Consider the following 20,248-nt stretch of genomic DNA (forward strand, 5'->3'; position numbering starts at 1 on the left):
CCGGACAACCCCTCGTCACCACGATCCTGCGCTCTATGGACACTCCCGGTAGATGGGCAGAACAGGGCCACACAACGGTTCCGGCCGAGAGCCGAGACGCCGAAGACATCCACGACCTGACGAACGCGCCCTCGTCACGCGCGCTTTCCGGGTATAGCGCACTCTTCTAGCCACGATCGGCTATCCATCTCGCGTCGGCCCGGGGTGGGTAGCCGTCACGATGGCGAATATTATATAAAAGTCCAGCTTAAAAAGGCGGATAGGATGCCCGGAGACAGTGAGGACCCAAACGAAGACGAACAGTATCATCTCGCCGTCACGCCCGAGGATGTCGCCGAGACCGTGTTGCTCCCTGGCAACCCGGAACGGATCGAAAAGATCGTCCGGTTCTGGGACGGCTACGAGGAGAAAGCTCACCACCGTGAGTATCGGACGGTGACCGGGGACTACGACGGGACTCCCATCTCGGTAACGTCGACGGGGATCGGCTCGCCCGGCGCGGCCATCGCGGTCGAGGAACTCGCTCGCGTGGGTGTGGACACGTTCATCCGGGTCGGCTCGTGTGGCTCGATCCGCGAGGAAGTCTCAGTCGGCGATCTGGTCATCACGACCGGCGCGGTCCGACAGGAGGGGACGAGCGACGAGTACGTCCGGGAAGACTACCCCGCGACCGCAGACCACGAGGTCGTCTCCGCGCTCGCGGCCGCGGCCGAACGCCTCGACTACGACTACCATCTCGGGACGACGCTGAGTGCGGACAGCTTCTACTCAGGCCAGGGTCGTCCGGGTTTCGAGGGCTTCGAAGCGCCCTGGAGCGAAGGGTTGGTCGAGGATCTCCAGGAGGTCAACGTCACCAACATCGAGATGGAGGCCAGCGCAATCCTGACGATTGCGAACGTCTACGGCCTGCGCGCGGGTGCGGTCTGTGCTGTCTACGCAAACCGCGTCACCGGCGAGTTCCGGACCGAGAGCGACCAGCGCGCTTCCGAGGTCGCCTCTCTCGCCACGAAGCTCCTCGCGCGCATGGACCAGGTGAAGGCCGAGGCCGGCGTCGATCACTGGCACCCCGGCCTGGAGCTTTAGACTATTCAGCCACAAAGGGCAACGCATGAATATGGATCTATTCGGAACGACAGGGATCAGAGGTCCGGTCGCGACGAAGGTGACCCCCGAACTCGCGCTGTCGGTCGGCCGGGCGGCCGGCGAGTACGGCGAGGAGTTCGTGATCGCCAGGGACGGACGACGAACAGGGCTGGCGATCGCCGCTGCCCTCGAAGCCGGGCTCGAAAGCGCCGGTGCCGACGTGGTGCGGATCGGCATGGCGCCGACGCCGGCCCTGTCGTTCGCCTCCTATGGACGCCACGGCGTGATGATCACGGCCAGTCACAACCCTTCGCCGGACAACGGGATCAAGTTCTTCGTCGACGGCGTCGAGTACACCACGGCGGACGAGAACCGCATCGAGGAGCGGATCGACGCCGATCCCGGGCCCGCCCCCTGGGACGAGTGGGGCCGACGGACCCGTGAGGAACCACTGGCAGCCTATCGGGACGCGGTCGTCGAGTACGCACGGGCCCACGGCACGTCCCTCGATGGGATGACGATCGCCGTCGACGCCGGCAACGGCGTTGCCGCGCTCGGGACCCCCTCAGTTCTCCGTCGACTCGGCGCGACGGTCCACACGCTGCACGCCAATGTCGACGGGCACTTCCCTGGACGACCGAGCAAGCCATCGCCGGAGAACATTACGGACCTGACCCAGTACGTCCGCGAGCGCGAGGTAGTCGATCTGGGGATCGCCCACGACGGCGATGGTGATCGGATCGTCGTCGTCGACAGCGACGGGTCGATCGTCCACGAGGACACGATTCTCGCCGTCCTCTCGTCGTACTTCGTCGAACAGTCCGACGCCGACGATTCGGTCGTGATGACGACGCCGAACGTCTCGGGCCGCGTCGACGAAGCAGTCCGGGCTGCGGGCGGACGCGTCGAACGCACCGCGCTGGGATTGCTCCACGAGGGGATCGCCGAGGTCGAGGCCAAGAGTGAAGAGACGGCTGTCGCCTTCGCGGGCGAGCCCTGGAAGTGCATCCATCCCGAACTGGGGATCTGGACCGACGGCATCGCGACCGCGGCCGTCCTGTCCCGGCTGATCGCCGCCGAGGGACTGGACGCCTTGCTCGACCCGATCACCGAACGGCCGCTGGAGAAAAAGCCGGTCGACTGTCCCGAGGAGGCCAAAGCCGACGCGATGGAACGCCTGTCGACCACTCTTCCCGAGCAGTTCCCGGACGGGAACGTCTCACTCGAATACGGCGTCCGGATCGAACTCCCGGACGCGTCGTGGTTCCTCGTCAGGCCTAGCGGGACTGAGCCCTACATCCGCGTCTACGCCGAGAGTGACGACGCGAAGGCACTGCTCGAAGAAGTCCGAGAGACCGTCAAAGAAGCCGTCGAGGCCGCGACCTGACTGTTCACGTGTTTCTCCGCGTCACCTGATGACCGTGACCGGAACGGGCGAACGCCGGACGACCGTCTCGGCGACGCTACCCAGCAGGATCCGGGAGACGCCCGAACGACCGTGACTCCCCATGACGATCTGGTCGATGTCGTTCTCCTCGGCGTGTTCGACGATTACGTGGGTGGGTTTGCCCACTTCGATGACGCCCTCGACGTCGATTCCACGCTCGCGAGCGTCGGCCTCTATCTCGTCGAAGCGCTCCTGGGCCTGTTCTTTCTGGCGTTCGTACCACTCCTCGGAAAACGTCGGGATCGACGCCTGGACGCTGTAACCAGCGTCTGCGGGGTTGATGACGTGCAACAGCGTCAGGTTGGCCTCGGGAAACTCGTCCATCGCGAACTCGCAGGCTTCCATCGCCTGTTCGCTACCGTCGATCGGGACCAGAATATGCTTGCCCATACGTGGGGGTTCGTCGCCCGGTCCCATCAACGTTCGGTGCCGGCGAGGATCACACCCCGAACTGCGTCGTCGTCCGTTCAGTCCCGTCCGTGTCGGGTCACGCACTCCGACAATCCGATCAACTCGACCGGTTCAGAGTTGTCCGGCGAGTAGACGACCATCTGGCCCTGCTCCATGTAGGGGACTTTCGCCTCCAGGTGCGTCGGGATGTTGACCGCCGAGATGGCGTCCTCGTCGCCGAGGTTGAGGACGACGGTGGTGTTGATCTGCTTGAAGACGGGATCGGCGATGTCCTGGGGGTCCTGGGTGATGAGAAAGAGACCCAGGCGTTCCTTGCGGCCCTGTTTGGCGGCGTCGGTGAACTTCCCGATGACCTTCCGGGCCTGGACGCTGTCGGCATCGGTCAGGAAGTTGTGGGCCTCGTCCATCCCGACGATCAGCGGCGTCTCCTCGATACGCTCGTAGGTCGGGTCGTTCGAGAGTTTCTCGTCGACAAGCAGCGATGCCAGCGCGAGTACGACTGTCTCGGTCGCCCGTGCGTCGTTGATGTGGTAGGTCGGAACGACTGTCAGCCCGCCGGGACGCACGAACTCGGCGACGAGATCGGTGATCGGGCGGGCATCCTGGTCGAATATATTCCCGAACCCACGCGCCCGTCGGCGGACTGCGTCGTATGTCGCCTCGTGGACTCGACCGGTCTCGTCGAGTTCCTCCTTCAGCGCGGGATCGTCTAAGAACGACGTGAACTGGTCGTAGGTACCCTCCCGGCCGTACTGCTCGCGGAACATGGGCAACAGAACGTTCACCAGGGCGCCGTACTGGTTGTCGTTGAGGCCACTGCCGGCGATCAGCCAGGGATTGTCGTAGACCAGCGAGAACGGGATGGTGAAGGCGACCTGTTCGGCGCGGTGGTGTTCGGCGGAGTAGGTCGCCCCACCGACCTCCGGGACGAACGCCACGGTGTCCTCGTGACCGCCGCAGGCGACTCCCTGACGCTCACAGCGACGCCGGAATTCGTCGGACAATTCGCCGTCGTCGTGCATCTGGGCGTACTCGTCCTGGGGATCGAACTGGACCACTGCGGGCCGGATCGTCCGGTCACTTCCCGTCTCGACGGGGTAGGACCTGTCTTCGCTGAGGAACTGCCGGAGGACGTTCTTCGCGAAGTGGGTCTTTCCGGAGCCCGTGCCACCGGCGACGAGTGTATGGCGGAAGACCAGCGGGTCGCCGGCGTCGTAGGCGTCCTTCAGCCGGTAGTCGATCGTCGGCGGCTGGGCGGCCGTCTCGACCTTCTGGCCGCCGACCGAGAGATGGCCCAGGAATACCCCGTCTTCCGGGATCTTGAGGCCGGTCTTGATCGCGGATCGTTCCTCGGCGTGGCTGACGACCGTCTCGGGTTTGGGGACGCGGTCTGTCATCCGCCGCTGGAGGTCGCCGTCCTGTTCGTATAGAATCGCCACCGGCTCCAGGGTCGCGATGAACTTGAAATCCTGTTCGTCGATGCCGCTTGAACGCATCGCCCGGCGGGCGTGGATCTCGGTCGCGTCGTCGGCCCGGAACTCACGGGCGTACTCCAGGGCAGTGATCCGACAGAACAGCCGCTCGTCGGTCGCGCTGTCGGGATAGGGCGCGAGCAGATAGGTCCCGATGCGAACGTCAGCGCGATTACCGACGGTGACGTACGCGCGCAAGCGAGTTTCCTCGCCGTCCTCGCTGATCGTGAGTCCCTGGGCCGCAGAGAGGACGCCGATGCCCCGCTCCTCGCCCGCCGTCGTGACCGAGACGGACTCGAAGTCGTCATCGTCGTCGGTCTCAGCCGGCGCCGACGACCCGTCGCCGCCATCCGTCTCGCCCGTCGCCGGATCGCGATCGCCGTCGAATTCGGTGAAATCCCCGAGGTCGGACATACTACTGCAGTGTGGGCCGACGGACAAACCCGTTTCCCCGCACGTTCCGACCCCCTCCTTTACTTCCGGAGGCACAAACGTCCTTACCCGGCCGCTCGAAGGCCAGTCACATGCCACCGTGGCTTCGCGCCATGACCTACAACGTCCGATACGACACTCCCGACGACGGTGCACACGCCTGGGAGCATCGCCGCGAGGCTGTCGCGAGTACGATCCGGTTCCACCGACCGGACGTGATCGGACTGCAGGAACCGCTCGATCACCAGTTGGCCGACCTCGCCGAGCGCCTATCCGACTTCGAGTGGGTCGGCTCGGGCCGCGTCGACGGCGACAGCAAGGGGGAGTACGCGCCGATCGGGTACCGGCGTGACCGCCTCGACAGCGTGGCGTCGGGGACGTTCTGGCTCTCTGAGACCCCCGAAGAGCCGGGAAGTATCGGCTGGGACGCCAGTCATCCGCGGATCGTCACCTGGGCACGACTCCGCGACCGCTCGACCGGCGCGCGGTACCTCCAGGCCAACACGCACTTCTCCCACGACGGGCCACGTGCCCGCCGGGAGAGCGCCAGGCTGGTACTGGATCGGCTCGAAACGCTCGCCGACGGGGATCCGATCGTCCTCACCGGAGACTTCAACGCCGTCGCGGGCGATCCAGTCTTCGACGACCTGGTCGGGGCCGGGGAGCGGGGATCGCCGCTATACAGTGCGCCGGAGCGGTCGCCCGACTCGTCCCACGGACCGTCGACATCCCGGACTGACTTCGAGGATCTCATCCCCGACCGCAAGATCGATCACGTCTTCGTGACCGGGGACGTGACCGTCGGTCAGCACGGGGTCTGCTGTGATTGCTACGACGACGGCCGCTATCCTTCCGATCACCTGCCGGTACTGGCCGAACTCGATCTCTCCGGGGAAACCGAACTCGGCCGTTCCGGGGACTGAAACCGCGCGGGACGGCCCGCTTTTGTCCGTGGAGGTCTTCCTTCTCACCATGTTGCTCATCCGCGGTCGAGCAGGCGGCACGGAACTGACCGGGACGCTGTACGAACCCGGCGAAGCGGCGCCGAACTACGAGGGGGCGCCGGACGTCGAGGCGCCGTACGTCTGGGTCTGTGACGCTTTCTATGCGGTCGAGAGCGGCGGCACCGTCCAGCGTATCGACGGCCGGGATGTCAACGTCGCTTTCGAAACGCCCGCTCCCCGTGGTTTCACGGATCGGGACAGTGCGATCGAGGCGGCCGAGGAACACCTCCAGACGCAGTTCGGTCGGGTCGGCGTGTCCGCGTCGGCGGTCGAGATCGAACGTGAGGCGATCGAGGGCGACTCTCGGAACGACGACGAGGGGGGTGAAGCCTGACAGGATGACTGTCCGACAATGTGGGATCGATCCGCTGACTCACGGCCCCGTTACGTACGGCTTAACGTGACCGTCTGACAGTGTGGGATCGATCCGGAACGCTCCATCATCGCTCCGCGAGAAAGTCCGCACACTGCTCGCGGCCGAGATCCAACAACTCCGCGATGAACTCGGGGTCGCGATCGAGTTTCGTCGAGCAGTGGTAGTTCGTCCCCATTTCGATCCGATGGATCTCCGTCTGTGCGAACTCCTCGACCGGGAGTTTTCCGTCTTCGACCCACTCGTTGATCTGCTCGACGAACCCTAGCTCCTGGTTCAGCGAGATGTTGCCCGACAGTTCGTTGCGCCGGTCGGCGATCGCCTCTAAGCTCGTCGGTTCGCCCTCGAACTCCTGTGGATTGATCTGGATGATCCAGAGTTCGTCGGGTTTGCGTTCCGGTGGCTGGTGCATCAAATCGTGGACAGGCGGGTTCTGGGAGAACAGGCCATCCCAGTGATAATGGCCGTTAATCTCGACGGCTTCGAAGACGTTGGGGACTGCGGCGGACGCGAGAATGGCCTCGACGGTAACCGCCTCGTCGACGAACGTTTCGAAAACGCCGGCGTTGACGTTGACCGTCCCGACAACGAGCTCCGGGTTGTTCAGCCGGCAGTAATCCGGGATCGCCTCGAAGTCGATGTGGGTTTCTAGGACGTCTCGGATGCGCTCTTTGCCGATCTCCGTGCCCGGTACCTGATAAGGGCTGATCTGTGGGAGCGGCCAGCCCTTCGATCCGAGTTTGTTGATGCTCGTCAGCCAGGAGTTGAGCATGCGATCGTCGTAGTCGTTGGCGGCAAGGTCGTCCCAGATGGCGGTGACGAGGTCACCCGCCCGTTCCGGCCCATCGGTCACGAGTCCGTACCAGGCAGCGAGAGCGTTGAACGCCCCGCCGGAGGCCCCGCTGATCCCGACGAGTTCGAACTCTCTCTCCCAGTCGCACTCGCGGAGCATCTCCTCTAAGACGCCCGCCGTAAACGCCGTGTGGCTGCCGCCGCCTTGACAGGCGATAGCCACGTTGGTTTGCTTACTCATTTTCCCTTATCCCTTCGAGTGGGCCACTCATCGCTCGGACGTTCACGCGGCTCACTCATAGATGGTAGTGGAGCCCGGTCGAACAGGATGGGTGGTAGTGTAGTCCTGTCGAAGGGGAGGCCCCTTCCTTGAGGTGGCTGGCGTGGCGGGAGAAGCAAAAGACGACGCCGGACGTGGTCAACTCGCTGAAAAAAGCACCCCGGAGACGCCGTACTTCTCTTCGTTGGTGGTTGATATTTCTAATACGTTCCGCACCTTCACCAAAAATTATATTGAACTCGCGGGAAATAGCAGATTCGATGCAAACTGGAGTCTGTTATTTCCCGGAACATTGGCCGCGAGAACGCTGGGAAACCGACGTACAGCGGATGGCAGAATCGGGGATCGAATACGTGAGAATGGCGGAATTCGCTTGGAACGTCCTCGAACCCGAGCCCGGCGAGTACGACTTCGAGTGGCTCGAAGAGGCAGTCGAACTCGTTGGTGAACACGGCATGCAGGCTGTCCTCTGTACACCGACGGCAACCCCCCCGAAGTGGCTGGTCGACGAGTATCCGGATATTCGTCAGGAACAGGCAGACGGGACACCACTGGAGTTTGGCAGCCGTCGCCACTACTGTTTCAATTCCCCAGACTATCGCCGTGAAAGTCGGCGTATCATCGAGAAGATGGCCGAGAACTTCGCGGATAACGAGTACGTGGCTGGGTGGCAGACTGACAACGAGTACGGCTGTCACGAAACCGTGCGGTGTCACTGTGACGACTGTACGACAGCCTTCCGAGAGTGGCTTCGCGAGAAGTACGGCGACATCGAGACGCTCAACGAGGCGTGGGGCAACGCCTTCTGGAGTCAAGAATACCGTCGTTTCTCGGAGGTCGATCTACCTGGACCGACCCCAGCCGAGCACCACCCCGCCCGGCTGCTTGACTACCAGCGCTTCGCCTCCGACAGCGTCGTCGAGTACAACCAGTTGCACGTCGACATCCTGCAGTCGGCGAACGCCGACTGGTTCGTGACCCACAACTTCATGGCCGACTTCGAGCCCCTGGACGGCTTCGATGTCGGCGAAGACCTGGACTTCGCTGCCTGGGATTCCTACCCCACGTTGCACGCCCAGCAAGCACCGGACAACCCTGCACCCGAGGGGGATCCACAGGCCCAGCGCGTCGGCGACCCCGACGTCACGGGGATGAATCACGACCTCTATCGGGGCGTCAGCGATGGGGCGTTCTGGGTGATGGAGAACCAGGCCGGAGACATCCGTGCGTTTCCCTACTCGGCCGAACCGGGCGAGGGGATGATGCGCCTGTGGGCCCACCAGGCCGCAGCCCACGGGGCCGACGTCGTCTCGTACTTCCGGTGGCGACGCTGTCAGTTCGGCCAGGAACAGTACTGGGGCGCGCTCAACAACTACGACGGCGAACCCGATCGGGGGCTGGGAGAGGCGGCCACCGCGGCCGAGGAGTTCGAAGCATTGCCCGAGATGGCACCGCCGGCCGGTGACGTGGCGATTCTCGTCGATTACGACAGCCAGTGGGCGCTGCACAACGAGAGACACACTCCGGACTTCGAGTACTGGGGCCACCTCCGGGCGTACTACCGCGCGCTCCGCAGTCGCGGCGTGACGGTCGACCTCGTCGACGCTGACACCGATCTCGCGGGATACGCCGTCGTACTCGCCCCGTCACTGCATCTCGTCTCCGAAGACCGCGCCGATCGCCTGGCTGCGTACGTCGAGGACGGCGGCGAACTGGTATTGACGATCCGCTCTGCAACGAAGACAGACACCGACAAACTCCGTGACGATCTCGCGCCGGGGCCGCTCGAACCGGTCCTCGGGGCCCGGATCGAGCAGTTCGAGAGTCTCGCGCCGAATCTGGAGCCCCAGGTGACCTACGACGGAGACACCTACGACTATCGGACGTGGGGTGAGTGGCTCCAGCCGGAGGACGCGACTGTCTTGGGCCGTCACGAATCCGGGCCCGCGACGGGAGAAGCCGCGATCGTCGAAAACGAGGCCGGTGAGGGACGAATCACTTACGTCGGGGTCTGGCCGGAGCCCGACCTCGCGGACGCGATCGTCCAGACGACTCTCGAAAGCGCAAACCACCCCGTGGGCCAGCGCCTTCCCGAGCGCGTTCGGCTGACCGAACGGGACGGCCACACCTGGATCACGAACTTTCGTACCGACTCGGTTACCGTCGACGCCGGGGCAGGTGACTTCGTCCTCGGCGAGGAGACGGTCCCTGCCCGGGACCTGGCGATCGTCGACGTGCCGGCTCACGAGATAACTATCTCGAATAAGTGAATCAACTCTCTCGAACGGAAGCCGACGTCGGACGTTGCGTCCCGTCCGATCCCCTTGATCGGTGGCGTGGTTCTCGAAAAAGTCGGTTCGTGACTCAGTTCTCGCTGTCGACGCGCGTCTCGGCGAAGTAGACGCGACCCTTCTGTGGGACTTCACGGCGCCCGGTTACCTCGAAGGTGGCGTCCGCCTCGATGTCAGCCGCCGACGAACCGATCCGGAGTTCGTACTCGCCGGGTTCGACGACCACGTCCATATCGGCGTCGTGATAGGCGAGTTGCGAGGCGGCGACGTCGAACTCGACGGTTGCGGACTCACCTGGTTCGAGATGAACGCGGTGGAAGCCGACGAGTTCCTGGACAGGTCTCGCCTGGGTCGGCCAGCGCTGGTGGGCGTAACACTGGATGACTTCGTGGCCGGCCATCTCGCCGGTATTCTCGACAGTGATCGACGCCGTGACGGTTCCCGCGGGGGCGATCTCCGTCGCCGAGAGTTCGACGTCACCGTAGGCGAAGTCCGTGTAACTGAGCCCGTACCCGAATGGATACAGCGGGTCGCTGTCGGCGTAGACGTGGCGTTCGTTACGACTGTTGGGTTTCCGGCCGTAGTAGACGGGAAGCTGCCCCACGTTCTTCGGGATCGAGAGCGGCAACCGGCCACTCGGATTGTGCTCGCCGAGGACGACGTCAGCGATGCCATAGCCCCCCTCCTCACCGGGGAGCCAGCCGTGGACGACCGCCGGGACGTGCTCGTCGATCCAGGGTGTCGCGTGGGGCTTGCCGCTGACGAAGACGACGACGAGAGGGGTCTCCGTCTCCTGAAGCTCTTCGACCAGTTCTTTCTGGACGCCCGGGAGGCCGAGATCGGCCACGTCCGCGCCCTCGCCGCTGGTCGGGACGTCAGGCCGTTCGTCTCGCTCTGCGGCGTCGGCCTCGCTGAGGGCGACGGCCGACCGCGCCCCGACGAACGCCAGCGCGACGTCTGCATCCTCGGCCGCCGCGACGGCGTCCTCGAAGCCGTCTGTTCCAGGTCCGGTCGTGGTACAGCCCTCCGCATAGGTGACGCTGTCGGCCCCGAGGCGCTCCTCGAAGGCTTCCAGCGGTGTAACGACGTGACGGTTGGATTCTTTCCAGGGGTAGTGGGCGGCGTAGGCGTAGTCACCTAGCTGGCCCGCCGATGTATCCGCTTTTGGGCCGACGACGGCGACTCTCTCGTCGTCCGCGATCGGTAGCAAGTCATCTTCGTTTTTCAGCAGTGTCACGGACTCGCGCGCGAGCTGACGGGCATACTCGCGATTGGCCTCCGGCCCGAACGCTGCTTCGACGTCCCCCTGGTCCGTGCCGTAGTCCTCGAACAGCCCCTTCTCGACTTTCTGTCTGAGAACGCGACGGGCCGCCGTTTCGATCGTTTCCCGTTCGATCTCGCCGGCCTCGACCGCGTCGACGAGAGTGTCGTAGCACTCGATCTGCGGGAGTTCGACGTCCAATCCCGCCTGAACGGCCTGGACCGCCGCCGTCTGATAGTCCGAGGCGACACCGTGTTCTTCCTTGAGGAAGCGGACGCTGAAGTAATCGGAGACGACCGTGCCCTCGAACTCCCACTCCCCGCGGAGAATCCCGGTCAACAGCGACTCGTCGGCTGCACAGGGGATGCCGTCGACATCGTGATAGGCGTTCATCACCGACTCGGCGCCGGCTTCCCTGATCGCTACCTCGTAGGGGAACAGATGGACCTCGCGGAACTCGCGCTCGCCAACTTGTACAGACGAGCGGTTCTTGCCGCCCTCACCGACACCGTGTCCGGCGAAGTGTTTGAGCGTCGCCGAGATGCCCGTCCTGGGATCCTCGCCCTGTAACCCCTCGACGTACGCTGAGGCCATCCTCGCGACCAGGTAGGGGTCCTCGCCGAAGGTCTCCTCGGTTCGACCCCAGCGGGGATCACGCCCGATGTCGAGTACCGGCGAAAGGGCGTGTACCGATCCGATCGCCCTCAATTGCTCGCGGATCCGGTCGGTCATCTCCCGAACACGGTCGGGTTCGAACGTGCTCGCAACGCCGATCATCTGGGGATAGGTCGTCCCGTCCGGACCCATATAACCCGAGAGACATTCCTCGTGTGGGACAGCCGGGACGCCCAAGCGCGTCTCCTCGACGAGATATTCCTGTAGCTCTTCGGTCACTTCGGCCGCCCGCTCGGGCGAGATGCCGCCGCCGCCGGCCAGACGGGTGAAGTGACCGACGCCGTGTTCGAGCAGCGACTCGGCCTCCTCCCAGACGATTTCGCCGTCCTCGTCGAGTAGCGCCGGCTCCGTTGTTCCGGTCTCGGAGATCCGCTCGGACGGCACGGACAGCAGTTGCGCGACCAGCTCTTCGAGCGTCATTCGGTCGAGTAAGTCCTCGACACGCCGTTCGACGGGTGCCGATGCGTCTAGGTACACCGGTGTGTTGTCAGTTGTCACGTCCAACACTGACTCGGAGTGACGACAAAAAACTTCGGTAAACGACCCTTATCGTCGTCTCTGCTAGCGATTACAGTGATCCGACGGAGCGGCCGTCCGCCGAGAACGGGCGGAGTTCGACCGTGAACGCGTACTCCTCGACGGGGACCCGGTACTCGGGTCGCGTCCAGGGGCCACAGCTCCCCGATCCGACCCCGCAGTGCTCGTGATCCAGGGTGAGCGTGTTCGTTTCCCTGCTTGGGAGGTCGTAGGTGTGGGCCGCGGCCTCGAGGTCTTCGATCGAGTAGTCGTGGGCGCTGAAGTCGTTGAGACCGGGACCGGACGCTCGGAGTCCGACGCCACGGCCGTCAGTCAGGGCGACCCACCGGACGTCGGTGCGGTTGCCGTTGTGCTGTGGCCGGACGTACGCCGTGTGTAGGTCCTCGAGGTCACGTTCGTAGCGACCCACGGCCGTCGCGTCCTTGCTGTCGACGTAGCTCTCACCCGGTCCCCGGCCGTACCACGTGACTTGATCGAGGTCACCCGGATGCTCGACGACGAGACCGACCCGCGGGAGCGTCGGGAGCTGCGAGAAGTCGCCTTCTGGCGAGAGCACCGTCTCGACGGTGATCGAGCCGGCGCCATCAACGGTATAGGACTGTTCGAGTGCGAACCCGTGATCGTACATCGGGGGCGCGAGCCGGCCCGTGACGTCGATCGATCCAATGCCGTCGGTGACGCCCGCTTCGACGTCGTCGACGCGCAACCTGAGATCGTCCAGCGCGTACTCACGCCAGAAGTCCTCGAAACTCACCTCCCAGTACTCCCCGGGGAGAACGTCGTCGGCTGCATCGGATCCGGTGAGGTGACGACGGTCCATGGGCAACCCACGATCGTTGTCTATCGGCGCGCGCCAGAGGTTCACCCTCGGCCCGGAGGTGATGACCTCGCGACCCCGGTAGGTCATCGAATCGATGACGCCGGCTGTCTCTTCGAAGTCGAGTTCGAAGTCGGGGCCGGTCAGACGTAGCTTCCCGTTCGATTCGTCGAGGGCGACCGGAGCGTCCGAAACGGGCTGGCCAGTCTTCGCCCGATCGGTACCGGCTAGTTCGATATCCGCCTCGGCAATGACGTGACCACCATCCGCCCAGCTCGTCGATCCGGCGAGCGAGACAGAAACGTGCAGGCGGTACTCGCGGTCGTCGGCCGGCATCTCGAGCGGGACCTCGACGGTCCGTTGAGCGCCAGCCGGGACCTCCGGGAGTTCGAGTCGACCCGAATCGACCACGTTGCCGTCCGCAAGCAGCGACCACGAGGCCCGGAGATGCTCCAGGGAGCGGAAGTCATAGCGATTTTCGACGACCACTTCCCCCGTGTTGTCGCCCGCCTCGAACGCGACGGGTGCGATGACGGCCTTGTACTCTTCGAGGCCGGGCGAGGGTTCACGATCCGGGAAGACCAACCCATCACAGACGAAGTTCCCGTCGTTGGGATCGTCGCCGAAGTCACCCCCATACCCGAAGTACTCCGTGCCCTCCGCAGTCGTCGTTCGAAGGCCGTGGTCGATCCACTCCCAGACGAACCCACCCTGCGTTCGCTCGTTGTCGCGGAACGTCTCCCAGTAATCGGCCAATCCACCCGGTCCGTTGCCCATCGCGTGAGCGTACTCACAGAGGATGACGGGTGTCTCAGGGTACTCTTCGAGGAGTTGTTCGACCTGCTCTATCGATGGATACATCGGCCCCACGATATCCGAGACTTCCTGCTCGAAGTCCGGTTCGTAGTGGATCGGCCGAGTCGGATCGATATCCCGGGCCGCCTCGGCCATCGCGACGTGGTTCGATCCGAAGTCGGATTCGTTACCGAGCGACCAGATCACTACCGATGGATGGTTTTTGTCTCGTTCTACCATCCGGACCATGCGATCGACGTAGGCGTCTTCCCAGTCGGGATCGTCGCTCAGGTGCGGCGTCGTCTCGGCGTACTCCAGCCCGTGACACTCCAGGTCAGCCTCGTCGATGACGTACAGCCCGTACTCGTCACAGAGGTCGTAGAATCGGGGATCGTTCGGGTAGTGGGCTGTCCGAACGGCATTGACGTTGTGGCGTTTCATCAACTCGACGTCACGGCGCATCGTTTCGAGCGGGACCGCCCGACCCCGGTCAGGATGGAAGTCGTGACGGTTCACTCCTCGGATCGTGATCGGCTCGCCGTTTACCAGCAACTGGCCGTCCTGAATCTCGACCTCGCGGAACCCGATCGTCTGGGGGACGACCTCGATGACCTCCTTGCTGTCCCGGACGGTAACGAGAAGCGTGTATCGGTTCGGCGTCTCGGCGGTCCACTTCGCCGGGTTCTCGACGTCGCTCTCGAGTCTCAGTGTCCGCTCTCGACCGGATTCGATCGTCGCCCCTTTTTCGACTGTGAGGACAGTCTCTCCGTCGTCGATCAGTTCTACCTCGACTTCTACCGACGTTTGGGTACGCCCTTCGTTGGCTACATCGACGTCAGCCGTGAGCGACCCGTCCCGATACTCGTCGTCGAGAGCCGTCCTGACGTCGACATCCGAGACGTGGGCCCCAGGCGTACAGTAGAGGGACACGTCACGGAAGATACCGCTCAGCCACCACATGTCCTGGTCTTCGATGTAACTGCCGTCCGACCACTTGAGAACCCGAACGGCGACGGTGTTTTCGCCCGTCGAGAGTTCGTCCGTGACGTCGAACTCGGCCGGAATCCGTGATCCTTGACTGTAGCCGACGCGTTCGCCGTTGACCCAGACGGTAAATGCCGAATCGACACCATCGAACCGAAGTACCGTCCGCCGGCCGTCCCACGATTCAGGGACATCCACGGTTCGGACGTACGCGCCTGTGGGATTATCGGTCGGTATTTCCGGCGGATCGATAGGGAACGGATAAACGACGTTCGTGTACTGCGGTGTCCCGTACCCGTCCATCTCCCAGTTCAGCGGGACCTCGATTTGATCCCACTCCTCTCGATCGAAGGCAGGATCGTGGAAGCTTTCAGGGACAGCACCCGGCCTTTCGAACAGTTCGAACTTCCATTCGCCGTTGAGTAATTTAAACCATGGTGAGGCTTCCCGATCACGCGTCCGTGCGGACGTGCGGTCGGGATAATGAACGGCGTTCGTCCTCGCGGACTCACGGTTTTGTCCGACAACTGTCGGAGTCGACCAAGGATCACCCATACTGCACCCGATCACAGGCCACTACTATTAATTTTGCCTCCATGTTGGTTAGATATCAAGGGGAGATGATCGCCTCGCCGTAAACGGAAAGGGATCGAAGATCCCTCAGGCAGTCGGGCGTAGTCGTTCGAAAGGCGCGAGCGCCTTTCGTGATGAGCGTGGGACTCGTGAGCCCTACGAACCTGCGAGCGGGCGGCTTCGTCGCCCGCGAGCAGATGACGAGGCCACACCGCCGTTACTCCTATCCCGGCAGAGGACTCGGAATTATCGAGCGTAGGTCGGATATGAAACTGAACGTCAGTTTCAACGATCGGCTCCGGGTGCCCGCTCGCGTGCCGTATCGAACTACGACCGCCCCATCCGTATCTGAATACGATCAGTACGATCAGGAAAGAATATCGGTATTGGGTTCGTTGAAGTTACTCGCTGCGATCATATCGTCGATACGTACGATAGTGACAGTCGCGTCAACAGCCGAATCGATCGCGGCGTTTTTGACCCGGAGCGGTTCGACGACACCCCGTGCCGTCATTTCAGCGACGTCACCGGTAGTGGCGTCGAGACCTGTGGCGATAGCACCCTCTGCGTGATGGGTCCGTAGTTCGGTGAGGATATCAATCGGATCTCGGCCGGCAGTTCTGGCCAGCGTTCGCGGGATTGTCTCGAGGGCGTTTGCGAACGCTTCAACAGCGAGTTGCTCGCGGCCGTCGATCGCGTCTGCATCGGAACGTAATTGCCTGGCTAGTTCGATTTCAGACGCGCCGCCACCAGGAAGCACAGCCCCCTCTTCAAGAGCGATTTCGACAGCATCAACCGCGTCTGTAACGGCAATTTCCATCTCTTTACCGACGTGTTCTGTCCCACTCCGTAGGAGGAGGGTGACTTCCCCAGGATCTGTATCGCTTGCGAACGCGACGTATTCGTCGTCGCCAAATATACGCCGTTCGACCGACCTAGCGTGGCCGAGATCACTATCTGAGAGTTCGTCGAGGTCAGAAACGACCCATGCATCGGTTGCACGCACTATAGCGCGCTGATCTTCTTTGTCGACCTGATCGAAAGCGAGGACCCCTTCCTCGGCAAGGAAATGCATGACCATATCGTCGACATTGCCGTCGACAAGGACAACGTCGGCTTCAGAAACTTCGTCGGCCATATCGCGAAATTGGCGTTCTTCTTCTTCAATGATCGTCTCGAACTGCCCCGGATCCGTGATATCGATCGCTGGATCGGACTGAGCGTCGTCGAATGTCAGATCCGAACCGTATACTAATACCGTTGGGTCATCGATATTGTAGGGCATGTGGTCGTGGATTCGCTCTTCCTCGATGAGTACACCTTCGAGAAGCTCCGACTCTTTGGGAGTACCGCTGCCGACAGATTCGACCACGATATCGTCGCCATCTCGCTGGTCAACGGTACGAACTGCCTCCACGACGAGTGACGACAGATGATCTCTCGCCACGTCTACATTCTTGCCCGTCATTGCAGTGGCCGCGACCTCCTGGAGGATGCCGCTGTCAGCCGTAATATCGATGGCGATCTCCGGTAGCAGTTCGCGTACCCGGTCAATAGCCTGGTGATACCCACGTTCGATCGTCGTTGAGTGGATACCGTCGTCCAAGAGCCGTTCGGATTCCTTGAGCAGTGATCCCGTGAGGATGACTGCCGTCGTCGTCCCGTCCGAGACTTCTGCCTTTTGAGTACTCGCGACATCGGCCACGATCTTCCCGGCGGGATGTTCGATATCCATCATCGAGAGGACCGTCTCACCGTCGTTTGTGACAGCGAGTCCGCCACCCTGATCGGCTAGCATCTTGTCTCTGCCTCGCGGTCCGAGGGTGGTCTTGACCACATCAGCGACAGCTCTCCCAACGGCGATGTTCATCGAGCGTGCGTCTCGGTCGGACGCTCGATCGATATCTTCGGAAAGAATGTTTGAAGGATGCAGTCCCGTCCGTTCGCTCATCTGTACTAAATATTCTTTTTAATGAATGGTAAGCCTTCCGCTATATTACGAACCACATGTTGGCACAATGCGAGCGAACTGGACTGGATCTGAAACTAACGCGAAAGATTATTCCTCATCTAGTTGCCACAAGGGACAAGTTATATGGGATGAGACGTACGACAATCGTCCGTAGTGTGATAAACAATGGTGGACAAATCAAATAGAAGACCGAAAGATCCTGAACCGGATGACGAGGATTACTCACGTCGTGGTTTTATGGAGGCAGCCGCGACAGTGGGTGCAGTCGGTGCCGCTGGCCTCGCTGGCTGTGGCAGCGACGGTGGTGACGGTGGTGGCGGTGGTGACGGTGGTGGTGACGGCGGTGACGGTGGTGGCGACGGTGGCGACGGTGGCGACGGTGGTGACGGCGGTGATGGCTCTCAGCAAACGTCCGAACAGAACTTCGTGTTCTGGACGATGCGTGGTTATATCCCAGAAGTTTCTAATTCGATTCAAGATACAGCGAAGGCGTTCGAGGACGAAGCGAGTTCACCGGTAAACCTTACGACGAACGTGATCGTCTGGGCGCAGGTGTTCCCAAAATGGCAGTCGTCCATCCAAGGCCGTAACGCGCCAAACGTCAGCGAGATGGCCGGGGAGCACGCTGTCGACTTCGGCGACCAAGGAGTCAACGATCCGGTTACTGACATCTATAGCGACTTTGACGACTGGTTCGAGACGATGGACTACTGGACCTCGTACGATGGCGAAAACTATGGTTTGCCGTGGTTCCTTGAAGTCCGTTCGTACCTCTACCGTATGGATCTCCTCAGTGACGCGGGCATCAACGAGGCGCCCCGGACGTGGGAGGACCTGATCAGTGCCGGCAAGACTATTCGTGATCAATTCGGTGAAGAGATCACGCCCATTGGTCAGCCCGGGGGATCCGATTTCGCTACCGGCCAACAGATGTTTGACGCCACCCACAAATTCGGTGGCGACTTCTTCCAGTACGAGAACGGACAGTGGAATGTGACGCTCGACGAATCCGACGCAGTGTTCGGTCATCTTCTGCAAGCGAGTCTCGGCCAAGATCACTGGGACGTTGCCCCGCGTGGCTGGACCGGGATGGCAGGTTCAGACGTCCGCGCCCTTTTCCAGGAGGGGTCCGCTGCGATGTACCAGGCGAACGGCGAACCACTCCGTGCAGCCGTCAACAACCCCGACGAAAAGGACAACCAGAACATTATCGAGCATACTGAGGTCATGACCGCGCCAACTGGTGCAGTAGAAGAGCGCGGCAACGCGGCCTTCATGGGGGGGTCCGTCGTGAGTCCGTTCTCAGAGAACGTCACGAAGAACAACGCACCCGACCTCAAGACCGAGTTCCTCGAGTACTGGATGAATCCCAGTACCCAGCAAAAAGTCTTCACCGCCGCGGCACCGATCTTCACACCGGTGCGTCAGTCTCAGACCGAAGCTCCGCCGTACGGCGGCGAGAACCCGACCGACCTCAAGCAAAGCTGGTTGGACGCAATGTCTGAACAAGCCGAAAAGGCTGTCCGCTACGGTGTTAGCGGCGCAAAACGTTGTTCACCGTTCCTCGGATCGACTGAAGGCAACACGACTGGCTACTCGCAGGCATTCACCAGCATGATCGGCGCCGGTAATCCCCCATCCCAGATTCAGAACATGGCCAATCAGATGCGTAACACTGCCTCTGATCGGCTCGATTATACGCTCCAGGAACAGTCAGACGGTGTCTCGCTGGACAATCTCAACGACCAAGCTATGGCCTGGGCCGACGGAAGTGGCCCCCACCAGATCTGGAACCCGCTTGAGTAGGCTCCCTCGTTTTCTCATACTTTTGCATCATCCGTTCAATTGTCAGTGATTTTTTAGGTAACATCCCCCACAAGTTGGGGCCCGATTTCGGATATGTAAACAGATAAATAACAAAAGTATCGAACATATTTATGGGGGAAAATACCCAACGTCATATGATTCTAACATTTTCGGTTACGTCGAACCGACGGCAGCGGAGTCTCGGTACGAAGCCTTCGACGTCGGGCGAAACCGATGTCACAATCAACACGAACCCAGACCGATCCGACATATTTTTATATTTGGATTCTGAATTTCTCTTCAATGGTGGCGGAAAAGTACAGGAGAATCATCGATGAAAGTGACATAATAAAAGAATATCAGTACTGGCTTTCATCGGAGTCAGTATGGGGGTGGGTGTTCCTCCTCCCAACGATTGCAGCTATCGGATTGGTGAATGTTTATCCTGTAATCAGGGCAATATATCTGAGTTTCACTGATTACGACGGTATTACCGAACCCACCTGGATTGGACTGGAACATTACATCAGGATCTTCACCGGCTGGCCGGAATTTTGGCAGGTACTGCAGAACACTCTCGTATGGGTGTTCGGGACAGTCGTTGTGATGCTCGTGTTGGGCATGGGATTTGCCGTTCTACTTAATCATGATTTCCCCGGGAGCGGAATAGCTACGTCGCTGCTGTTGCTCCCGTGGGTGATGCCGTATATTGCTGTCGCCCTCAACTGGCAATGGATGTACCGTTATCAGACCGGGGTGTTCAACGGTCTTCTCCAACTCGCCGGTTTGGAGCGGGTCCTTTGGCTCGGTAGCGGCAAGTTCGCTCTCGCCGCGGCAATGGTCGGTTGGATCTGGCGCAACTTCCCATTCTTTATGATCAGTTTCCTCTCAGCCATGAAAGCAATCCCGACCGAACTCTATGAAGCGGCACTCGTCGATGGCTCTTCGCGATGGGAGCTGTTCCGTCATATCACTTTCCCGTATCTTCAGCCGATTCTCATCGTCACAACGCTTTTGATGAGTCTTTGGACGTTCAACAACTTCACTATGATATTTGTCCTCACCGGCGGCGGGCCGGGACTCTCTTCGATGGTTCTCCCGGTGTATGTCTACCGGAAGGCATTCATCACTGGCGATATGGGGATGGCCGCCGCTATCGGCATCGTAATGATGCTGATAATGCTAAGCTACGGGTTGGTCTATCTCCGGTTCTACCGGGCAGATATCGGACAGAAATGATGTG

At 61.6% G+C, this 20,248-nt stretch carries 14 protein-coding genes; 7 read left to right on the forward strand and 7 right to left on the reverse strand.

From position 1 onward, the window contains the following. Positions 1 to 264: 264 nt before the first annotated feature. Positions 265 to 1,083: a nucleoside phosphorylase gene (locus E3374_RS15195; protein WP_136689801.1), complete on the forward strand. Its 819-nt coding sequence runs from the start codon at positions 265 to 267 to the stop codon at positions 1,081 to 1,083. Positions 1,084 to 1,114: 31 nt separating this feature from the next. Next, on the forward strand, positions 1,115 to 2,470 hold the full coding sequence (locus tag E3374_RS15200) for a phosphohexomutase domain-containing protein (protein WP_136689802.1): 1,356 nt from the start codon (positions 1,115 to 1,117) through the stop codon (positions 2,468 to 2,470). 21 nt (positions 2,471 to 2,491) lie between these two features. Here the strand turns inward: E3374_RS15200 and E3374_RS15205 are convergent, their stop codons facing one another. Continuing rightward, positions 2,492 to 2,920, reverse strand: a complete 429-nt coding sequence (locus tag E3374_RS15205) for a universal stress protein (RefSeq protein ID WP_136689803.1) — start codon at positions 2,918 to 2,920, stop codon at positions 2,492 to 2,494. Positions 2,921 to 2,997: 77 nt separating this feature from the next. Further along, positions 2,998 to 4,827, reverse strand: a complete 1,830-nt coding sequence (locus tag E3374_RS15210; RefSeq protein ID WP_136689804.1) for an ATP-binding protein — start codon at positions 4,825 to 4,827, stop codon at positions 2,998 to 3,000. Between the two features lie 110 nt (positions 4,828 to 4,937). On the opposite strand from E3374_RS15210, the gene E3374_RS15215 reads away from it, so the two are divergent. Both E3374_RS15215 and E3374_RS15220 read left to right on the forward strand, forming a co-directional pair. Further along, positions 4,938 to 5,768 carry an endonuclease/exonuclease/phosphatase family protein gene (locus E3374_RS15215; RefSeq protein WP_248299504.1) on the forward strand — a complete coding sequence of 277 codons (831 nt, stop codon included), beginning with the start codon at positions 4,938 to 4,940 and terminating at the stop codon, positions 5,766 to 5,768. 49 nt (positions 5,769 to 5,817) lie between these two features. Continuing rightward, the gene (locus tag E3374_RS15220; protein WP_136689805.1) at positions 5,818 to 6,183 is read left to right on the forward strand and encodes a DUF7113 family protein; all 366 of its coding nucleotides are present in this window, start codon (positions 5,818 to 5,820) and stop codon (positions 6,181 to 6,183) included. A 106-nt stretch (positions 6,184 to 6,289) separates the two neighbouring features. Here the strand turns inward: E3374_RS15220 and E3374_RS15225 are convergent, their stop codons facing one another. Further along, on the reverse strand, positions 6,290 to 7,255 hold the full coding sequence (locus E3374_RS15225; protein WP_136689806.1) for a patatin-like phospholipase family protein: 966 nt from the start codon (positions 7,253 to 7,255) through the stop codon (positions 6,290 to 6,292). 299 nt (positions 7,256 to 7,554) lie between these two features. Here E3374_RS15225 and E3374_RS15230 point away from each other — a divergent pair, with 299 nt between their 5' ends. After that, entirely contained in the window at positions 7,555 to 9,564 is a 2,010-nt protein-coding gene (locus E3374_RS15230; protein WP_136689807.1) for a beta-galactosidase, read from the forward strand. A 94-nt stretch (positions 9,565 to 9,658) separates the two neighbouring features. On the opposite strand, the gene E3374_RS15235 is transcribed toward E3374_RS15230, so the two are convergent. From E3374_RS15235 to E3374_RS17280, 4 genes are all read right to left on the reverse strand, one after another. Next, positions 9,659 to 11,941: a glycoside hydrolase family 3 N-terminal domain-containing protein gene (locus E3374_RS15235; protein WP_136689836.1), complete on the reverse strand. Its 2,283-nt coding sequence runs from the start codon at positions 11,939 to 11,941 to the stop codon at positions 9,659 to 9,661. Between the two features lie 148 nt (positions 11,942 to 12,089). Beyond that, positions 12,090 to 15,209, reverse strand: a complete 3,120-nt coding sequence (locus tag E3374_RS15240) for a glycoside hydrolase family 2 TIM barrel-domain containing protein (RefSeq protein WP_136689808.1) — start codon at positions 15,207 to 15,209, stop codon at positions 12,090 to 12,092. 385 nt (positions 15,210 to 15,594) lie between these two features. After that, the gene (gene thsA / locus E3374_RS15245; protein WP_136689809.1) at positions 15,595 to 17,178 is read right to left on the reverse strand and encodes a thermosome subunit alpha; all 1,584 of its coding nucleotides are present in this window, start codon (positions 17,176 to 17,178) and stop codon (positions 15,595 to 15,597) included. Between the two features lie 243 nt (positions 17,179 to 17,421). Next, entirely contained in the window at positions 17,422 to 17,607 is a 186-nt protein-coding gene (locus tag E3374_RS17280; protein ID WP_169051875.1) for a hypothetical protein, read from the reverse strand. Positions 17,608 to 17,637: 30 nt separating this feature from the next. Here E3374_RS17280 and E3374_RS15255 point away from each other — a divergent pair, with 30 nt between their 5' ends. Next, positions 17,638 to 19,005, forward strand: coding sequence for an extracellular solute-binding protein (locus E3374_RS15255; RefSeq protein WP_136689810.1), 1,368 nt, complete (start codon positions 17,638 to 17,640; stop codon positions 19,003 to 19,005). Positions 19,006 to 19,308: 303 nt separating this feature from the next. Beyond that, the gene (locus E3374_RS15260; protein ID WP_136689811.1) at positions 19,309 to 20,244 is read left to right on the forward strand and encodes a carbohydrate ABC transporter permease; all 936 of its coding nucleotides are present in this window, start codon (positions 19,309 to 19,311) and stop codon (positions 20,242 to 20,244) included. The last annotated feature ends 4 nt before the right edge of the window (positions 20,245 to 20,248 follow it).

The organism is Halorhabdus amylolytica (assembly GCF_004944975.1).
GTDB classification, from domain to species: Archaea; Halobacteriota; Halobacteria; order Halobacteriales; family Haloarculaceae; genus Halorhabdus; species Halorhabdus amylolytica.

Coding starts and splice junctions, on each gene's coding strand:
- E3374_RS15195 (WP_136689801.1), top strand. CDS start 265: ATGCCCGGAGACAGTGAGGACCCAAACGAAGACGAACAGTATCATCTC.
- E3374_RS15200 (WP_136689802.1), top strand. CDS start 1,115: ATGGATCTATTCGGAACGACAGGGATCAGAGGTCCGGTCGCGACGAAG.
- E3374_RS15205 (WP_136689803.1), bottom strand. CDS start 2,920: ATGGGCAAGCATATTCTGGTCCCGATCGACGGTAGCGAACAGGCGATG.
- E3374_RS15210 (WP_136689804.1), bottom strand. CDS start 4,827: ATGTCCGACCTCGGGGATTTCACCGAATTCGACGGCGATCGCGATCCG.
- E3374_RS15215 (WP_248299504.1), top strand. CDS start 4,938: ATGCCACCGTGGCTTCGCGCCATGACCTACAACGTCCGATACGACACT.
- E3374_RS15220 (WP_136689805.1), top strand. CDS start 5,818: ATGTTGCTCATCCGCGGTCGAGCAGGCGGCACGGAACTGACCGGGACG.
- E3374_RS15225 (WP_136689806.1), bottom strand. CDS start 7,255: ATGAGTAAGCAAACCAACGTGGCTATCGCCTGTCAAGGCGGCGGCAGC.
- E3374_RS15230 (WP_136689807.1), top strand. CDS start 7,555: ATGCAAACTGGAGTCTGTTATTTCCCGGAACATTGGCCGCGAGAACGC.
- E3374_RS15235 (WP_136689836.1), bottom strand. CDS start 11,941: ATGACGCTCGAAGAGCTGGTCGCGCAACTGCTGTCCGTGCCGTCCGAG.
- E3374_RS15240 (WP_136689808.1), bottom strand. CDS start 15,209: ATGGGTGATCCTTGGTCGACTCCGACAGTTGTCGGACAAAACCGTGAG.
- thsA (WP_136689809.1), bottom strand. CDS start 17,178: ATGAGCGAACGGACGGGACTGCATCCTTCAAACATTCTTTCCGAAGAT.
- E3374_RS15255 (WP_136689810.1), top strand. CDS start 17,638: ATGCGTGGTTATATCCCAGAAGTTTCTAATTCGATTCAAGATACAGCG.
- E3374_RS15260 (WP_136689811.1), top strand. CDS start 19,309: ATGGTGGCGGAAAAGTACAGGAGAATCATCGATGAAAGTGACATAATA.